Raw genomic sequence first — 18,908 nt, forward strand, 5'->3', positions numbered from 1 at the left:
ACTCTTCCTATTGAATAAGTGCCTTTATATCGTAGAAATACTTATTTAGTGTTGATGAAGTTGATTCCTTTGGCGGGGTTCCCCGCCCATAGCAACACGATAACGATTAAAGATAAAACCACACCAAACCGCTGCAATAATACTTAATATTGTTCCTGCATAGCCAATGTTTGTCATACCAGCATGTAAAATAACCTGATTACCAATCAATGCTCCAGCACCAATACCGATATTAAAAATACCAGAATAAATAGACATAGCGATATCTGTTGCATCAGGTGCTAAATCAATCACTTTCACCTGCATTCCTAGCCCAATACACATAAATCCAATACCCCAAAATATAATCAGCACAATAAATGCGGTTAGATTCTGGCTACTGATCATTAATAAGCTTAAACAAACAGTAAGCAATATTAAGGCTGAAAATAAGAATGATGTTGGCATTTTGGTGCTATAACGACTAAATAACACGCTACCAATGATACCGGCTCCACCAAAAATCAATAACACCAACGTAGCAAAATTCTGATCCAGATTTGCAATATCAACCACAAAAGGCTCGATATAACTATACGCTGTAAAATGCGCCGTTACGGCAATAACCGTTAATAGAAAGATCCCCATGAGTGGGCCGCGCTTTAATAACATAGGCACACTTTTTAGTGATCCTGAATGCTCACTTGGTAATAAAGGTAAATAACGCATTAATGCAAACATAGTAATTAAGGCTAATATCCCAATGCCCATAAATGTTGCACGCCATCCTAACCACTGTCCAACAACACGACCAATAGGTAAACCTAATACTGTTGCAAGTGCTGTTCCTGTTGCTAATAAACCTAATGCCTGAGCGCGTTTACCAGCAGGTGCTACTCTAATAGCTAGTGATGCAGTAATAGACCAAAATACTGCATGAGAAAAAGCGACACCAATACGCCCTGCTATCAGTGATTTAAAATCCCATGCCACACCAGATAAAATATGACTTAAAATAAAGAGTATAAATAAAATAATAAGTAACTTACGTCGCTCAACTTTACTTGTCATTATCATTAAAGGCAGAGACATTAAAGCAACAACCCAAGCATATATCGTGATCATTAAACCTGTTTGAGCTGGGAGCATACCAAAGCTTTCAGAAATATCACTTAACAATGCAACAGGAACAAATTCTGTTGTATTAAAAACGAAAGCCGCGAATGATAATATTATTACCCTGATCCACGCTGTTTGTCGGCTAACTTCATTTACGTTTGATGCTGCGATATTCATAATTGATTGATATTTTCTTAAATTATATTGATATATATGCCATGCTTTTGATAGAAGCTTTTGTCTGATTTGCTTTTCTTACTTGCGCTAAAATTGATTTATTAGATTGAAAATAAAAAATAGTATTAAAAATAAAAACACATTTCGTTAGAAACAAAAAATAAACCAAATTATCACCAAATCTCACTGCTAAAGCGAATCAGCTATCAATTTTAGCATATTCGTATCGCGATTTTAAATCCCCTTGGCAACTTCTTTTTAACGTTAACATAATCTTTTAATAGTAAGATTGTAGATATAAATGCCCTATTGCTACTTTATGGTAAAGAATAAAAATATACTCTTTTCAAGAAAAATATATCGCATATTCATTGAATTAAGTTAAGAGATACTAATTTAATAACCGAAAATAATCTTACTGTTGGATAAAAGATAAATAAAAATAGAAAGGATATTAAGATTACTGACTCAAGTCAGTAATAACTTGAATTGCTTGCTCGCAAGCAATATTTTTCGTAGGTGATGTCGAACCATCAAAAGCATTTTTGATAGTTGAAATTTGTTCTTTTGCTGGTCGTGATAGCGTTAAATTTCCATTAGAAAGTGCTTTTTCAACATCATTTAGCTTTTCAGCTAGCTGCTGACAACTTCCATTATTATCTTTAGATTGATAAATAGCCATAAGCGTATCGCGTTTTGCTTCTACGGTAGAAAGCGTTTTACGTACTGTTGATGACGAATTTTCAATCAATTCACGGCTTTCACTCCAAAACTCAGTGGTATTTTCTTTAATGACAGATACTATGATAATAGCGACAAGAATAGCCAACATAATAGTCAGCGATAATATCCCTCCTGCAATAATAAGTATCTGTTTCATATTAAACTCCACATATCAATCATATCTGTTTTAATATTTATTTTTTAATGCTTATTTTTAATGCTTATTTTTAATATATATAGTTAAAATAAATCAGGTTCAATCTGGATTACGATTCTTTTTATTTTTTACATTTTATTACGGAGGTATACAGTTCTATTTATTCTTATTAATAGAAAAACAAGCACCTAGTTTTACCTAGGTGCCATTAAATGATATATAAGCTTTTCTTGATGGAATTATTTTTTAGAGCAACACGCAATATAATTTAAAATATGCCGATTTTCTCTAAAAAAACGAAACATTGATAAGAAGCGTGGCCTATTTTGCTTATTTGCCAATCCATTTTTAATTATCTTAGCTGTTCTAAATAAACCTTCATCACGAATTAAACCAATAGGTGACATTAAACTCATGTTGCCAGATTTTATTTTTACTTCTGAGAAACCAATATTAATAAATAAATCATGCCACTCTTGCTTAAACATTGGTGCTACATTTGATTTCACTACACCGATTAATTTATCTCTATTAACATCATCATTTTTCTTCATAATATCATGAGTTAATAATAAACCACCGGGTTTTAAAACACGGTAATACTCTTTTACTAGCTTTGTTTTGGCTTTATCTGCATACATTGTCAACATTGCTTCATTTATAACAATATCAAACGTATTATCAGGAAAAGGCAAAGATAAGGCATTGGCTTTGGTTAATTGAATCAAATGTGATAATTGTGCTTTATCAACATTATTCTGTGCATGAGCTAAAGCATTATCATCCATATCGACAGCAATAATATGGCAACCATATTCCTTAGCAATTTCAATTGAAGTTGTCGCCATATTACAAGCAATCTCAAGAACATGGCTTGATGATGTAAAATGTGCGTTATTAATCAACCAATCAGATGCCTCTACACCGCCGGGTCTTAAACGTGTTTTCCCTAAACTTGCTAAAAAGGTATGTCCTGCTTTTGAGTGCTCTTGAGACATAGACTGCGTTGTAGTTTGATTATCCATATAGCTCGCCTTAAAGTTGCATTAATAATGCAACTTTATAATAAAATATATTAAATGGGAATAGTTATCATTACTTTTCTATCTTTTATAAAGAAATTCTGAGTGTATAAAGAGATATGAAATTGAATTTAGAGATATAACCAATTGAAATAAAATGGGTTAAAAAGGCTATTTTGTAATTACGTCATTAAAGGTAAAGAACATTAAACTTTGAATAACAACATTGACCTTCCCCTAGGGGGAATCTTTAGAGTAATAACAATTACACGATAAATTAAAGGAAACTGTTATGAAAAAGATTTTACCTACTGCTGTTATTTTAATGAGTGCTATCTCTTTTGGTGCAATGGCAAACAATACACACATGAACATGAATATGGATACACCTCATAACAGTTCGCCAATGCAAAAAGAACTCAATGATTCCATGAATAAGATGCATGCCGATATGGCAAAAGGGATGAATACCGATAATGCAGATGTCGCTTTTGCTGATGGCATGATTGCCCACCATTTAGGCGCTATTGATATGGCTAAGATCGAGTTGAAATATGGTACTGATCCTGAAATGCGTAAACTAGCTCAGGCTATTATTGATGCGCAAGGCCCTGAAATAGAACAAATGCAAAAATGGTTAGAAAAAAATAAAACCAATAAATAATATATTCATAAGGCTGTGATTTATTAGGCACAGCCTATCTTATTTTTGATATTTACTTTCCAGATTTCTTATTAAATATACGTCAAATAATTTTCTAATATTCATCTCATACATTATAATTTTGCGACGACGACAATATTAATCGCTTTATCCCGTATGGAGTCCATATGAATAAATTAGAAAACATGGCGTTATTAACTCAAAAACTAGCCATGCAGATTGAAAAATGGACTCATGATACTAATCAATTTGAAACTCAAATTCCGGGATTAACGCTGACACACTGGACTTCTCCTACACCAATTACCAGCCATACTCACAAATCAGGAATATGTTTAATTGCCCAAGGTGAAAAGAGAGTGATCTTAGGAGAAGAAAGCTTTATTTATGATGCCAACCATTTTTTAATTTCTTCAATAGAACTCCCAGTTATGGCGAATATTATGAAAGCCAGCAACGAGAAACCTTTTTTAGGGCTAGTTATGGAGTTAGATCTGCAAGAAATATCGCAACTCATCGTTGATAGTGAATTAACATTTAACTCAGATTTAAATGCTCAAAAAGGAATTGCTGTTGGCAAATTATCAGAACCTTTAGTCAATGCCTTTATTCGCTTGCTCACTCTTCTTGATGAGCCTGATAGTATTAAAATTCTTGCTCCAGGTATAAAGCGTGAGATTTTTTATCGTCTACTTATTACAGAGCAAGGTGAACGATTGAATCAAATCGTCACAGCAGGTAGTCATAGTCATCAAATAGCTAAAGCGATTGATTGGTTAAAAAGTAATTATATAAAACCATTAAATATCAGTGAATTGGCTTCATGTTCTGGAATGAGCAAATCTGCTTTTTATACTCATTTTAAAACAATGACATCAATGACTCCGCTTCAATTCCAAAAAAAATTACGACTCAGTGAAGCCCGTCGATTAATGTTAACTGAAAATTTAGGTGCAACGACAACCACTTTCCGAGTTGGTTATGAAAGCCCTTCTCAATTTAGTCGTGAATATAGTCGATTATTCGGAGCTCCACCAGCAACAGACATTAAGTTGCTTAAAGAAACGGATCATATTTAACCGTTATAAATGCTCTTGTTCTTTCTCTAAGCTGATTTATATTATTCACAATCATCATTTTAGTTTTTTGGAAAAATAGGCAAGAGACTAAGAAGATCAGACATTCATTTCTAAATGCGAAAGCGATAGCATTTTCCTCAACAATTAATCTGTCTCTATCTTATTTGAAGTTAAAAAATACATTAGGCTTTAATTAGATAGTCTTTAATCTGGCAAAAGGATATCAAAATGCAACTCGATTTCTCTTACTATAATCCAACCACCATTCATTTTGGTAAGAATTCTCTTGCTAAATTAAATGATGAATTATCACATTATGGCGAAACAGTTATGCTGATGTATGGCCGTAACGCGATTAAATCAAATGGGCTCTATGATGAGGTTATAACCATACTCCGTCATGCAGGTAAAAACATTGTTGAGTTATCAGGCGTTATGCCAAACCCAACTTATAAAAAAATGATGGAAGGTGCTCAGTTAGTTCGCGAACACAATGTCAGTTTGATATTAGCGGTCGGTGGTGGCTCCGTTATCGATTGTGCGAAAGGCATTTCCATTTCGGCTTATTGTGAAAATGAAGATCCTTTCCAAAAATACTGGGTTGAATACCAAGATGTGACAAATAAAATTGTTCCTGTCGCATCAATTCTTACCATGGTAGGCACAGGCTCTGAAATGAATGGTGGTTCAGTTATTACCCATGAAGAGACTAAATATAAAATTGGACGTGCATTTCCTGCAAATGTATTTCCTAAGTTCTCGATTTTAAACCCAGAATATACTTTTTCTGTTTCTCAGTATCAGATGGTAAGTGGTGTTTTTGACACTATGTCGCATTTGATGGAGCAATATTTTTCTGATGAAGGTGCAAATACAACCGATTATTTAATTGAAAGTTTATTAAAATCTTCGATTGATAATTTACGTATCGCACTAAAAAATCCAACAGATTACGAAGCCAGAAGTAATCTTATGTGGAATGCAACACTTGCATTAAATACCCTCACAGGATTATCAAAAACACAAGATTGGCAAGTTCATATGATTGAACATCAATTAGGGGCTTATACAGACTGTGCACATGGAATGGGACTCGCAGCGATTTCTCTACCTTATTATCGTTTTATCTATAAGTTTGGTATTGAAAAATTTGTACGATTTGCAACTCAAGTATGGGGAATTTCCGCAGAAGGAAAAACGCAAGATCAAATTGCACTTGAAGGTATTGATGCACTAGAACGTTTCACAAAGGAATGTGGCATTATTACATCATTAGAAGCCTTAGGTGCAACAAGAGAAATGCTTCCTGAGATTGCACAATCAACCACAATTATTGGTAGAGGCTATCAAAAGCTAACCTCTAAAGATGTACTCGATATTTTGGAAGCGTGTTTTTAATTACCCGTAAATGGCATTATAAACATAGTCTTAGTTACTAAAGATAAATTTTATATTAAGACATATAACAAATACGATGATTATCTAAAAAATAGTCATCGTATTATCAATAGTACAGCCTTTGAGCTTATCTTCTTCTCATTCCCTATCCCTATCCCAAAAGCAGATTAATTCCCTGATAAAGATGCCTCTACATATCGAATCGCTTATAATCATAAATATACAATATGATTACTGCTGAAGTCATACTCATCAGCAATGAATTTCTCTCATTCGAATATACATAAATCTAATTATGCCTAAAATATTAATAATACAAAGAGATAACATTGGTGATTTAATACTTACAACACCATTAATTGACTCTCTTGCCCATGAATATAATACAAAAATAGATCTGCTCGTAAACTCTTACAATCAAGCCATCCTAGAAGGCAACCCTTCTGTTGGAAATGTACATATTTACAGTAAGTTACATCATAAAAAATCAGGACAATCATCCCTAAAACTTATTCTAAGTCGCTTGAAAATTATTTTTGATATGCGTCGTCAGCATTATGATATCGCAATTGTTGCTCGTGACCATTGGGCCAAAAGAGCATTACAATGGGCAAAATTATCAGGTGCTAAGCGTATTATCGCTATTGGCAATGACGCGCCTTCAGCAGTGACAGATCCTATTCCAACGCCGTCTAACAAAGGCCATATCGCTGAGTTGTTCTGTCAACTAGCCCATCCTCTTGGAATAGAGAAAAAAGCTGGCCCTTTAAAATTGTATGTCAAAGATGAAGAGATCTCTGCAATTCGTCAACGCATTAAAATAACTGAAAATGTTCCTATTTACGGCTTACAAATCAGTTCACGTAAACCACAACAACGTTGGCAAGCAGAAAAATTTATCGAGTTAGCACACCAATTAACACAACGTGAAAAATGCCACATTCTTCTCTTTTGGTCGCCAGGAAGCAACGACAATAAACAGCACCCCGGTGATGATGAAAAAGCACAGTTTATCCTTGAACAGTGCAAAGATATCCCTATTACGCCAGTACCTACGCAAAATATTAGAGAATTAATGGCTGGTATGTCTTTATGTGATCAGATGCTAACCAGCGATGGTGGTGCATTACATATTTCAGTGGGTGTTGGTGTGCCGACAGTAGCGATGTTTGGTAATAGTGATGCTGATTTTTGGGGTCCATGGCATATTGCCAGTGAAGTACTGAAGGCGCCTGAAGATAATGTAGGGCTTCTTACGGTAGACGATGTATTGACTCGTTTTATTACACTAAGAGATCGAGTCATTGCTTTAAATACAAAGAGTTAATTGCCAAACACTAATACAAAAAACATTAAATATAAATCACCTTATTGCTACACCTGATAAGGTGATTTTTTATTTTATACCCATCGAGTTGATAAAATCATATTTAAGTAGCAATAAAATAATATATTCAATTTGATTTTTACTTTTTATGATCAAAAAAAACGGACCTTATTAAGGTCCGCTTTTTTATATGGTGCCCAGGGCGGGACTTGAACCCGCACAGCCTTACAGCCGAGGGATTTTAAATCCCTTGTGTCTACCGATTTCACCACCTGGGCTAAATTGTATTTACTTGTCACGCTTAATACTTGTTTATCAAACAAGATAGATAACAAATAAATTTAAAGCATTTACTTCTAAAACAGCTAACTTTAGTTTTTTGCTTTTCTCTCACTAACTTGTTGCTAGAGGAAGAAAAAACGGACCCAAGTTAAGGTCCGCTATTTATATGGTGCCCAGGGCGGGACTTGAACCCGCACAGCCTTACAGCCGAGGGATTTTAAATCCCTTGTGTCTACCGATTTCACCACCTGGGCTAAATTCTGTGGTGCGTCCGTAAATCCTTATTACTAAGATAGATACTGGCATGGACGACTTATTACTTATTTACTTCTCAATGCCATTTACAATGGACTTTCTTTTTGCACCAAACTCTTTATCTTAAAGAGATGGTGCCCAGGGCGGGACTTGAACCCGCACAGCCTTACAGCCGAGGGATTTTAAATCCCTTGTGTCTACCGATTTCACCACCTGGGCATTAATGGAGGCGCGTCCCGGAATCGAACCGAGGTACACGGATTTGCAATCCGCTGCATGACCACTCTGCCAACGCGCCTCAACTACTCAATCTCATAAGAGATTGGAGCGGGAAACGAGACTCGAACTCGCGACCCCAACCTTGGCAAGGTTGTGCTCTACCAACTGAGCTATTCCCGCATTACCGAACTTGCTGATTTACTTATTTATTTCTGTAAACCGTTGTGCCTTTCGATGCGTTGCATTCTACTGATTTCCTGAATCTAGTCAACACTATATTTGCATCTTTTTGACTGTTCGGTGAATTTTCAGTCATTTCGATCAACCTTCGCGCAAATCTGACCACGCAGCGCTCAAATATTGAAACATTGACCAGAAAGTCAGCACTGTTGCGATATATAATAAAGCGAATCCAAACCATTCTGCTTCAACAGTAGGACGCCATAATAACACAACAAGCGATCCCATTTGTGCGGTCGTCTTCACTTTTCCTATCCAAGAAACTGCAACACTGTTACGTTTCCCTAATTCAGCCATCCATTCTCTTAATGAAGAAATAATAATTTCACGAGCAATCATTGTTGCTGCAGGTAAGGTTATCCACCACTCATGATAGTACTCAGTAATTAAAACAAGTGCTGTTGCAACCATTACTTTATCCGCTACTGGATCAAGAAAAGCTCCGAAGCGGGTAGTTTGTTTCCATCTACGTGCTAAAAAACCATCAAACCAGTCTGTTGCAGCTGCTACCATAAAAATAATAGCGCAAACTAATGGAGCATCTTTGAATGGTAAATAAAACACCAAAACAAAGAATGGGATTAGAGCGACACGAAATAGAGTTAGCCAAGTTGGGATATTTAGTTGCATAGCGTTCTACACGACCTAGAAAAGTGAGAGTTATTAATATGGTGCATCAATACACTTAGTGTTTCAACGCATTAAAAATTTTTTCTGCTAATGCCGTCGAAATTGTGGGGACTTTTGCAATTTCTTCAACACTTGCATCTCGTAAAGCTTGTAGCCCTCCCATATATTTCAACAACATTTGACGACGTTTGGGCCCTACGCCTTCAATAGACTCCAGCGAACTGGTATTTTTTACTTTTGCTCTACGTTGACGATGTCCCGTTATTGCATGACGATGGGATTCATCACGAATATGTTGGATCAAATGTAACGCAGGTGAATCAGAAGGTAACGCCATTCCTTCACCTTCAGGCACAAAAAACAAAGTTTCAAGCCCTGCTTTACGATCACTTCCTTTTGCGACACCAATTAATTTCGGGTGTGATTTGTCCCAATCAACATTAAGAGAATCAAATACCTCTATTGCTTGTGCTAATTGCCCTTTACCACCATCGATAAAGATAACATCTGGAACCTTACTGTCTTCTAATGATTTACCATAACGTCGAGTAAGCACTTGATTCATCGCCGCATAATCATCACCAGGAGTAATACCACTAATATTATAGCGCCTATATTCAGATTTTAATGGGCCATTCATGTCAAATACTACACATGAAGCCACAGTTTGCTCTCCCATAGTGTGACTAATATCAAAACATTCCATTCGTTTTATCTCTTTCATATCAAGAAGAGACATCAAAGAGGTATAACGCTGTGAAATTGTCGATTGCTCGACTTGTTTTGAAGCCAATGCCGTTGCCGCATTTGTTCTAGCTAATTTCAAATAGCGCGCCCTATCACCACGCGGTTTTGTTTGAATTTGAATTTTTCGACCTGCAATTGAAGATATAGATTCAGAAAGAATGGCTTTATCTTCTAAATCAAAATCGAGCAAAATTTCACTTGGTAAAGTACGAATTGCACTGCCTTGTAAATAAAATTGACCAATAAAAGTCTGAACAACTTCATCGATTGAGGTATTTGCAGGAACTTTAGGAAAATAACTCCGACTACCTAACACTTTACCTTGACGGAAAAAGAGAACATAAACACAAGCAATCGCACCATTAAAAGCAACACTGATCACATCAAGATCATCACCAATATTGGCAACAAATTGTTTTTCTGTTACTTGCCTTACCGCTTGAATTTGATCACGAATGCGAGCGGCCTCTTCAAAACGTAATTCTTGGCTAGCTCCTTCCATACGTTTAACCAATCCATCAATAACTTGCGTATCATCACCTGAAAGAAAAAGTCGCACATAATTAACTTGTTGGGCATATTCTTCATCAGAAACATAACCTTTTACGCAAGGTGCAAGGCAACGCCCAATTTGATATTGCAAACAAGGTCTTGAACGATTGCGATAAACACTGTCTTCGCATTGACGAATAGGAAACAATTTTTGCATTAATGCTAAGGTTTCTCTTACTGCAAAGGAGTTAGGAAAAGGTCCAAAATATTCCCCTTTCGCATGTTTTGCGCCACGGTAGCTAGCAAGTCTGGGGTGTTTATCACCGCTTAAATAGATATAAGGATAGGATTTATCATCTCGCAACAACACATTATAGCGAGGCTGATAACGCTGAATGTAGCTGTGTTCAAGCAATAAAGCTTCCGTTTCTGTATGGGTGATCGTGACATCAATATTTGCAATGCACTTCACTAAAGCTTCAGTTTTACGGCTATTTACCTGTGTACGAAAATAGCTTGAAAGCCTTTTTTTCAGATCTTTAGCTTTGCCGACATAGATTACTGTGTCTGTTGCATCATACATCCGATACACACCTGGTTTATCTGTGACTCGGCTTAAGAATGCTTTGGCGTCAAATTTGTCTTCCACTTTGTAAATGACTCTCTATCTCAATTAACCCATAACGTATTGCTATATGTGTTAATTCTACATCACCTGAAATTTTAAGTTTACTAAACATTCGGTAACGATAGCTATTTACTGTTTTTGTATTAATATTCAACTCACTTGCGATTTGTGTGATTTTCTTCCCTCTAATGATCATCGACATAATCTGCAATTCTCGTTCAGACAGATGATGTAAAGGATTTAATTCTTGCTGTAATTTTGTTAGTGCGATTTCCATCGCTAACTCTTGGCTTATATACCGTTGACCGATACAAACCTGTCGGATAGCTTGCAGAATATTTTCACAAGAAGTATCAGCTACAATAAAACCTTCAATACCCAATTGAAGAAGTGTTATTGATAATATTGAATCTGTTTTTGGTGAAATAACAATAATTTTAATTGATAAAGATGATCGCTTTATTCTTTTTATAGAATCAATTAATGAGACTGAAGGTGCTGAATAAATAATAATAAGATTAACTGAAAATTGTCGGCAATAACGAAATGCATCATTTTCATTATTCACCACCTTTCGGATATTAATTTTTTTAATCTGGCTAAGAAGTGTTTTTATTCCCAAGCTAAATATTTCAACTCGACTTATTATCAATGTATTTATCAATAACTTTTTCCTTTTAAATTACACCATAACAAAGAACATTAAATCAATTCTTCACAGGCGTGAATACAAACATCATACTATAATAAGAAAATAGCAACCCAGCGCTTCCTTTATATTACATTAATATTTATTTAATGAAATAAAATAATAAAAAAGACTCATGTAGAAAAGAGTCTTTAAAAAATAAAAAAAATATAAAAAACTAATAAATGAAATGTTATTTATTGAACATATTCATAATATCTTGTTCTGTTAGCATGGGCGTTTTTTCTACAAAATTATAATAATTAGGTTTGCTATCTATATAAATTTGCATTGTCAGTTTACTTTCTTTTGCATCGGGGAATAATCCTGCTGATACATAGTAAGTATGGGTTTCTTTTAGATGATAAAAAAGATGAGAACCACAATGCTTACAAAATGCTCGTTCTCCCCATAAAGATGAATCATAACGTGTTATATTTTCTTCACCTTCAATCTTCAAATCTGATTTACAATCAATTGAAAAACCAGGGCCACCATTCCAACGCAAACACATACTGCAATGACAAACGCTGAGTGCAGAGATATCTTGCGCTGTCGATAGCTTAACCTTGCCACATAAACATTGACCTTGATGCATTGATACTCTCCTCTTCTTTAGATCATGAAATCATGCATTAATCACTTAAGATTATATGCATGATTTAATTTCAAAGATCAATAAAACGCACATGTAAAAAACGTCTATACTTTTGTATTTTCTCTTTGCTTTTTAGGTGGCAATGGTGAGAAATACCCAATTAATAAAATCAGTATTGCAACACCAATGAAGGCCAATGCTCTGAGCAACCCACTACTTAATGATGTATCAATTAGGAAAAGTTTAGCGATAACTACGGCCAACAGTACGCCACCAATAAACCATTGTGAACGTAACTTCTTACGTGTCGCCATCACCATAGTCACTAACGCAGTAATTGCCCAAATAATGGCTAATACTGTTTGGATAACTTTGGAATTAATTATTGCATAACTCGACCAATCAATATCTGTTGCAAAGACTAGTCCTCTTAATAAAATACCGTTTGCCCACCAGAAAATCATAGCTGGAATAATGTAATTAAATATAATCAAGTTATTTTTCAATAATATTTGATATTTAGGTGACTGTTTTATTACTAATATAAATTTATAGCCAACACATATTCCAATAACTCCCATTAGATCCATTAAGTTAAATAATGGAATAAATTTAACTCCACTTTCAGTGCCGTCATTAAAGTTTGCAAAGATTAAAGAAAGTGCCAGTAAACCTAAAACAGGAAAAGTGACTACCCAATAAGCATTTTGGTACTCTTTTATCCAATCAACTTTCATTGCTAGTATATAGCTTATTGCAATAAATAAACTTATAACAAAAATTACGCTTGCAAAATGTAAACTCACATAAAGGTACGTAACATCCATTAACCAAATAATTTCAGTAAATAAGAATAGAACAATAAAGATAAGGTGCATACTGTGGATCAATGCTTTATTTATCCTTTGTTTCGGCAATAACGTATTTACCTTAAGCAAGTAAAAACCACTCGCAAAAACTGCTATCCAGATAATCGCACTTAACCAATTATCAATTAACGAGCCTGCAAGATAGATGTACACCAACATAATAAGCGCTGACATCGGCCATAATAAAATAGAACAACTAGCCAACTCAGAAAATTGGGCTTTCTTCCCAGCAAAGAACATGCCCCAACAGCTAATAAGAATAAAAGCAAAGGTAATGGATTTTACTTCTGGAGAAAGCCAATGTTCGCCATATTCTTGTAGAAGTAAAACGCTATATCCCCAACTTACAGCAGAAATAAATAGTGTTACATATCCAATAGTTCGATTATCAAGATTAATAAATTGTGCTCGATACCACAGTACTGCGACGGCAAATACAACGATGACTTGTGTTACAAGCATTAGCCAATCGCCTAGCGAGATAACAGGCATGTTAAATAATAAAACAGAGGAAACCGCAACTAAAATAGTCCCTGCAATCGCAGGTTTCTTTTGCTGCTGTAAAACAGAAAATGCGAGGATCATTACCCCTTCAATTGCCCATACAATCGATGTCCATTCAGCAGAGAATGCAAATGGTACGGCTAAAGTAGCAAAGGTGACAGATAGCATAAAGAAGGCAATTGCCAGTAATTTGCCCTCTTCACGATAACGCTTAAGTGCAAACCAACTTAGTGCGAAATAAGCTAATCCATAAAGTGATGAAGCAATAGCAACACCATATGGCCATTCAGAAGCTAATCGATGTTGGAAGATAAAACCAATTAATGGCGTACCAAATAGTAATGTGGCATCAAAAGGAATATTAAGTTTCAGTTTATTTTTTAATGTTGAAAGTTCCGTTGCAACACCAAAAATCAACCAATTTGCAATTAAAAATAGCTGGCAAGGTAAATAATCAGCATGGGTGTAATTTGGTATTGCCCATATAAAAGCAATACCAAAAGTAAATGCAAAACCAATAAGATTTAATAAACGCCAAACTTGCCAATGGCTGATAATAAGAATACCAATTGAAAGAATAAGATAATAGCTAAACAATGCAACATAATTGCCACTACCCGTAGACAATAATACAGGTGCTAAATAACCACCAAGTGAAGCTAATATAGCTAAACTAATAGCCCGATGAATAACTGCCAAACTTACACTAACCAAACAGATAAACACCATAATAGCGAGAGCAATGCTAATAGGAATAAAATCATAAATTTTAGTCGCAGCAAAAATAGTAATGTAAAACCCACCAATGCCGCCACCTTGCAAAATTAATGCATATATCAGGTTTTTCTTTCTAAGCCACCAGCCAATACCTAATAACGCTAAGCATCCTGTTCCCGCCATCATTAAACGTGTTGATGCTGAGACAAGCTCATTCTCAATACTATATTTAAGTAAATAAGACAGACCAAAAAAGAGTAATAACATCCCTATTTTAGCCAGCGGATTTCCTGTTACTACCCAATTCCAAATAAGCCCCAAGATCGATTTCTGTTGACGTTTTGGACGAGGGTTTAAATTAGGTCTATATTGCGATGCAGGTCTATTTGCTTGAGGTGTAGCATTTCCTAAATTACCTGTTTCAGATCCTGCAAGGCTTGCACTTGCCATATTAGCTCTATTTTCGGCAAGCAGATCTGATGTTGATTTAACAGATGTTTGTTTTGCCTCTTGTTGGTAATGATGGGCAAAACGACTTGTTGCTATCTTAGGTTGATAAGGCTCAGCTCCTTTAGGTGTAGGGGCTGTTGATATTTCTGGCTGATCAGGTTGTTTGTTTTCAAAGTTAATATTATTAACCATAGAAGATTGAACAATTGGATTTTCTTCTTTAGGAGAAACTTTATTAAATGCTGTTTCTTGTGATGCTTGTGCATATTGAGATACAGGCGCGTCTTTATTTTCCGCCTGATTTTTCACATGTTCTGTTGTGTTAATAGGTTCAACTGTTTTAGGTTGATAAGTTGAAGCAGTTGAAATCGTTGATTGAGGCTCTTTTTTTATATCACAAGAGAAATCCTTAACTTCGCTTTTCTGAGCGTCAAGCTCTGTGCGAATATCCGCAGCGTTATCTTTACTTAATAACTTAAATAATTTCTCTTGTTGTTCAGTAAGTTTTTCTTCAAGCTGTTTAATTCGATGTAACAATGAGTTGCTATTTGTATAAGCGTGATATTGCCAATACAAAGATACCACGACAAATATTGTAACGATAAGCACCAAAAAGTCATCCATAAACCTAATCCTTTTGCGTTAAGCATCACATGCTTTTAATCTCTTAACCTTAGTTATACTTTAATTTTCACAGATTTATCTTAGTTTATTCCTAAATAACCTATTTCGAGAACTCTTGATTTAAACCTAGCACATAATTTCGAAAAAAAGGTATGATCGGCAACCTATCTTAATCTTCCATTTATATCGCAAAACACACTCATAATATGAAATTAAATGACGAATTAACTAATGCTATCGCTTCTGTAACAGAAGCCGCAGCTATTGCAGCAATGCCTTGGATTGGAAAACAAAATAAAAATGCAGCAGATGATGCTGCTGTCAGTGCTATGCGTGAACGTTTGAATAACCTGAATATCAATGGTGAAATAGTCATTGGTGAAGGTGAAATAGATGAAGCACCTATGCTCTATATTGGCGAAAAAGTAGGTAATGGGAAAGGCGATAAAATAGAAATCGCGGTTGATCCAATTGACGGTACTCGCATGGTTGCTACGGGTGAAAATAATTCCCTAGCCATTTTAGCCGCAGGCTTTGAAGGCAGTTTTTTACAAGCTCCCGACATGTATATGGAAAAATTAATTGTGGGTAAGCAAGCTGCTGGTGTGATTGATCTTAACCATTGCCTTGAATATAACCTTGATGCGATTGCACAAACATTAAATAAATCTATTGAGCAGTTAACTCTCGCTATTTTAGATAAACCGCGTCACCACGATATTATTAACGATCTACGCGCTAAAAGTATTAATGTTATTACACTACCTGATGGTGATGTTCTAGCCTCTTTATATGCCACAATGCCTAATAACAGTATTGATGTTATGTATGGTATTGGTGGAGCACCTGAAGGCGTAATTAGTGCAGCTATCGCTAAGGCATTAGGTGGTGATATGCAAGCACGTTTAATTACTCGTGATATTGCAAAAGGAAATAGTGCAGAAAATAGAGAATATGCCGTTTCTGAAATTGCTCGTTGTCATAAAATGGGTACTGATGTAAATATTAAATTGTCATTAGACACATTAGTACGTAACCAAGATGTTATGTTTGCCGCAACCGCGATTACCAAAGGTGATTTCTTATCTGGTGTTAATCAACAAGCTCAATATCTACAAACACATTCTTTAGTAATTAATGGTTCAACACACTCATTACGTTATATTGAAAATTATCATTTACGTTAATGCTTAAATTTGTCTTCGTTTCCTTGAGACATAAAAAAGCGGCACCTTATTAAGATGCCGCTAAATTTACTTCAAGGGGTATATTTATTGTTATTTATTCACTTCAGATTTAAGCCAACAAATTGGCTGGATTCTCAACACATAATTTTTTGATAATAGATTTATCAATGCCACGTTGAGCCAATAATGAAAGGAATACATTAGGAACAAATCCCCAGCCATTCCCCCCATTTTTCGCCCACATCTGTTTTAAAAACACATCATGGCTTAATACAATTTGGCTACCATAACCTCGTTCAATTAAAGTTGCGACAGCTTCTACGGTATCCATAACACTTGGTGCCGCACCCTCTTTAGGGAAAGAGATATCCAGACCAATCATATCAAATTCAAGCCAAACACCGCGATCTAACATTTTGCATTGATAATCAATATCTTTACCTGATGGATCAGAATGTGCCAATGAAATCTTAGCGGGATTACATCCCATTTCTGTTAATAGAATATCTAAAACTTCATCACCACGACGTTGCCAACCTGGCATATGAATATTCATCGAAGCATGAGGATTACTGTTTTGTGCAATAGCGGCGGCATGTAGGCTATTTTTCTCACCATCTGTAAAGAATGGAGAAACACCAATTTCACCAATCATACCTGCACGAATATCAGTACCATCAATACCTACATTCAATTCATCATCAATGATTTTTGCCATTGCATCAATATCATCAGCCAGCCGTTCTCCTTCAAACTTTTCAATATAAAGTCCTGAAGAAGCTACAACATTAATACCTGTTATTTCTGCAACTTGTCTTAGTTTTCTAATATCACGTCCAATGGATGAAGAGCCTGTTGCATCAACAATTGTTCTTCCACCTAACTCTTTGAAGTTATTTAATTCAAAAATAACATCTTCGATTGGTTTTTTATCCATATTATCGCAACAACAATATGGATCGTATTTAAGTCCCCACTGAATATCTGCACTCACTTTTTTATCAACTAACACATGCGAGAATTCATAAAAAGGTTCATCAACAACACCTGAGAGATCATTAAAGAGGTGTTCATGGGGCAATGTTAGCCCCATATCTTCTTTTTTCACGGGGCCAGTTACGGTTTGAATATAACCTTTCATTACGATACTCCTACGCTTTTGCTGACTTAGTCGCTCTGAATTCAGGAATTGTTGTTACAATTGCACCCACTAACGCAAATAATGTACCGATGATTGTCACTAAATAAACGGTATTGCCCAATGAAGGTAATAACAAGTCAATTAATACAGAACCTAACAATTGACCCGCTGTTGAAGCAACACCTAACATCAGTAAGCCTAAACCACGTACTAAAATAGCCATTAATGCGATAGACATAAGCCCTAAAGGACCACCTAAATACATCCACCAAGTACCGGGTAATTCAAGAGTGATATGACCTAATGCCATACGAACAATAAGAGCAATCGTTAAAACAGTGAAGCCAACAATAAAGTTCCAAGTGATAGACACCATCATAGAACCTGTTGCTTCTGCAACTTTTGAGTTACCTGCTGGCTGCCAACCGGCTAATAAACCCGCAAGGAAAGGTAAGATTGCTAAATAAATAAATGAGGTTGAGTGCCATTGCGGAGAAACTACAAATAAAGTCGCAACAACAGCTAACACAGCTCCTAATACACGATATGGTGTGAAATATTTTTTCTCATCAACACCAACACCAAAGCGGTCACATAATAAGCCTGATAATAAAAGTGCTGAAATTAATGCTGTTTGGAATGTTGCAATCCCTAATGCACTCGCAGAAGCCCCTTCAGAGAAAACAACCATTGCACCACAAAGACCCGCAAACCAGTTCCATAATGGAATTTTGCGCGTTTTAATTAAACTAGGGATTGAAGCAAATTGCTGGCGATACTGTTTTTTCGACATAATGATAAAAAACATCACCACTAAACCACTGGCAAAAGAGATAACTGCACTGGCGTTACCATCTTTTAAAACATGCCCTAACTGCCCATTCACCGCAGACTGCATTGGTGATAGCATACCTGCTAACACAGTTGCTAACATCAGCAATGGTGTTGATAAATTTTTTGTACTCATAAGATGTTCCTTTTGGATTATTGGC

The 18,908-nt window shown here is 35.6% G+C and carries 15 protein-coding genes and 5 tRNA genes; 5 read left to right on the forward strand and 15 right to left on the reverse strand.

The window, feature by feature from the left end:
• Nucleotides 1-45: 45 nt before the first annotated feature.
• The 3 genes from ACNART_RS02740 to ACNART_RS02750 all read right to left on the reverse strand — a co-directional run bounded on the left by ACNART_RS02740 (nt 46) and on the right by ACNART_RS02750 (nt 3,180).
• Nucleotides 46-1,275, reverse strand: a complete 1,230-nt coding sequence (locus ACNART_RS02740) for a sugar transporter (protein WP_198630155.1) — start codon at nt 1,273-1,275, stop codon at nt 46-48.
• 460 nt (nt 1,276-1,735) lie between these two features.
• Nucleotides 1,736-2,155 carry a hypothetical protein gene (locus tag ACNART_RS02745; protein WP_198619913.1) on the reverse strand — a complete coding sequence of 140 codons (420 nt, stop codon included), beginning with the start codon at nt 2,153-2,155 and terminating at the stop codon, nt 1,736-1,738.
• Between the two features lie 239 nt (nt 2,156-2,394).
• Nucleotides 2,395-3,180 (reverse strand): class I SAM-dependent methyltransferase, encoded by a 786-nt coding sequence (locus tag ACNART_RS02750; RefSeq protein WP_232797460.1) that lies wholly within the window; start codon nt 3,178-3,180, stop codon nt 2,395-2,397.
• Nucleotides 3,181-3,469: 289 nt separating this feature from the next.
• Here ACNART_RS02750 and ACNART_RS02755 point away from each other — a divergent pair, with 289 nt between their 5' ends.
• The 4 genes from ACNART_RS02755 to ACNART_RS02770 all read left to right on the forward strand — a co-directional run bounded on the left by ACNART_RS02755 (nt 3,470) and on the right by ACNART_RS02770 (nt 7,645).
• Nucleotides 3,470-3,841 (forward strand): DUF305 domain-containing protein, encoded by a 372-nt coding sequence (locus ACNART_RS02755; RefSeq protein ID WP_109373579.1) that lies wholly within the window; start codon nt 3,470-3,472, stop codon nt 3,839-3,841.
• Between the two features lie 167 nt (nt 3,842-4,008).
• Entirely contained in the window at nt 4,009-4,920 is a 912-nt protein-coding gene (locus ACNART_RS02760; protein ID WP_198619912.1) for an AraC family transcriptional regulator, read from the forward strand.
• A 228-nt stretch (nt 4,921-5,148) separates the two neighbouring features.
• Entirely contained in the window at nt 5,149-6,318 is a 1,170-nt protein-coding gene (locus tag ACNART_RS02765; RefSeq protein ID WP_198619911.1) for an iron-containing alcohol dehydrogenase, read from the forward strand.
• A 295-nt stretch (nt 6,319-6,613) separates the two neighbouring features.
• Nucleotides 6,614-7,645 (forward strand): glycosyltransferase family 9 protein, encoded by a 1,032-nt coding sequence (locus tag ACNART_RS02770; protein ID WP_198619910.1) that lies wholly within the window; start codon nt 6,614-6,616, stop codon nt 7,643-7,645.
• A 191-nt stretch (nt 7,646-7,836) separates the two neighbouring features.
• On the opposite strand, the gene ACNART_RS02775 is transcribed toward ACNART_RS02770, so the two are convergent.
• The 10 genes from ACNART_RS02775 to ACNART_RS02820 all read right to left on the reverse strand — a co-directional run bounded on the left by ACNART_RS02775 (nt 7,837) and on the right by ACNART_RS02820 (nt 15,588).
• Nucleotides 7,837-7,923: transfer RNA gene (locus ACNART_RS02775), tRNA-Leu, on the reverse strand.
• Nucleotides 7,924-8,094: 171 nt separating this feature from the next.
• Nucleotides 8,095-8,181, reverse strand: a tRNA-Leu gene (locus tag ACNART_RS02780).
• Nucleotides 8,182-8,314: 133 nt separating this feature from the next.
• Nucleotides 8,315-8,401, reverse strand: a tRNA-Leu gene (locus ACNART_RS02785).
• A gap of 5 nt (nt 8,402-8,406) precedes the next feature.
• Nucleotides 8,407-8,480: transfer RNA gene (locus ACNART_RS02790), tRNA-Cys, on the reverse strand.
• A 25-nt stretch (nt 8,481-8,505) separates the two neighbouring features.
• Nucleotides 8,506-8,581, reverse strand: a tRNA-Gly gene (locus tag ACNART_RS02795).
• A gap of 141 nt (nt 8,582-8,722) precedes the next feature.
• Nucleotides 8,723-9,271, reverse strand: coding sequence for a CDP-diacylglycerol--glycerol-3-phosphate 3-phosphatidyltransferase (gene pgsA, locus ACNART_RS02800; RefSeq protein WP_075674025.1), 549 nt, complete (start codon nt 9,269-9,271; stop codon nt 8,723-8,725).
• A gap of 55 nt (nt 9,272-9,326) precedes the next feature.
• The gene (uvrC, locus tag ACNART_RS02805; RefSeq protein ID WP_196574360.1) at nt 9,327-11,159 is read right to left on the reverse strand and encodes an excinuclease ABC subunit UvrC; all 1,833 of its coding nucleotides are present in this window, start codon (nt 11,157-11,159) and stop codon (nt 9,327-9,329) included.
• Entirely contained in the window at nt 11,143-11,802 is a 660-nt protein-coding gene (locus ACNART_RS02810; RefSeq protein ID WP_198619909.1) for a LuxR C-terminal-related transcriptional regulator, read from the reverse strand. Before ACNART_RS02810 ends, uvrC begins: the two co-directional genes overlap by 17 nt.
• A 217-nt stretch (nt 11,803-12,019) precedes the next feature.
• Nucleotides 12,020-12,424 (reverse strand): GFA family protein, encoded by a 405-nt coding sequence (locus tag ACNART_RS02815; protein WP_198619908.1) that lies wholly within the window; start codon nt 12,422-12,424, stop codon nt 12,020-12,022.
• A gap of 104 nt (nt 12,425-12,528) precedes the next feature.
• The gene (locus tag ACNART_RS02820; protein WP_416303430.1) at nt 12,529-15,588 is read right to left on the reverse strand and encodes a DUF2339 domain-containing protein; all 3,060 of its coding nucleotides are present in this window, start codon (nt 15,586-15,588) and stop codon (nt 12,529-12,531) included.
• 206 nt (nt 15,589-15,794) lie between these two features.
• On the opposite strand from ACNART_RS02820, the gene glpX reads away from it, so the two are divergent.
• Nucleotides 15,795-16,775, forward strand: coding sequence for a class II fructose-bisphosphatase (gene glpX, locus ACNART_RS02825; protein WP_198625711.1), 981 nt, complete (start codon nt 15,795-15,797; stop codon nt 16,773-16,775).
• A 109-nt stretch (nt 16,776-16,884) separates the two neighbouring features.
• Here glpX and ACNART_RS02830 read toward each other — a convergent pair whose 3' ends face one another.
• Together ACNART_RS02830 and ACNART_RS02835 are read right to left on the reverse strand one after the other, a co-directional pair.
• A complete protein-coding gene (locus ACNART_RS02830; RefSeq protein ID WP_416303431.1) occupies nt 16,885-17,916 on the reverse strand; it encodes a methylphosphonate esterase in 1,032 nt (343 codons plus the stop codon).
• 10 nt (nt 17,917-17,926) lie between these two features.
• Nucleotides 17,927-18,883: a DMT family transporter gene (locus tag ACNART_RS02835; protein ID WP_075674018.1), complete on the reverse strand. Its 957-nt coding sequence runs from the start codon at nt 18,881-18,883 to the stop codon at nt 17,927-17,929.
• Nucleotides 18,884-18,908: the final 25 nt, after the last annotated feature.

Origin of the sequence: Proteus sp. LHD240705, from assembly GCF_047921555.1 — a bacterium.
In the GTDB taxonomy this organism is placed as follows: Bacteria; Pseudomonadota; Gammaproteobacteria; order Enterobacterales; family Enterobacteriaceae; genus Proteus.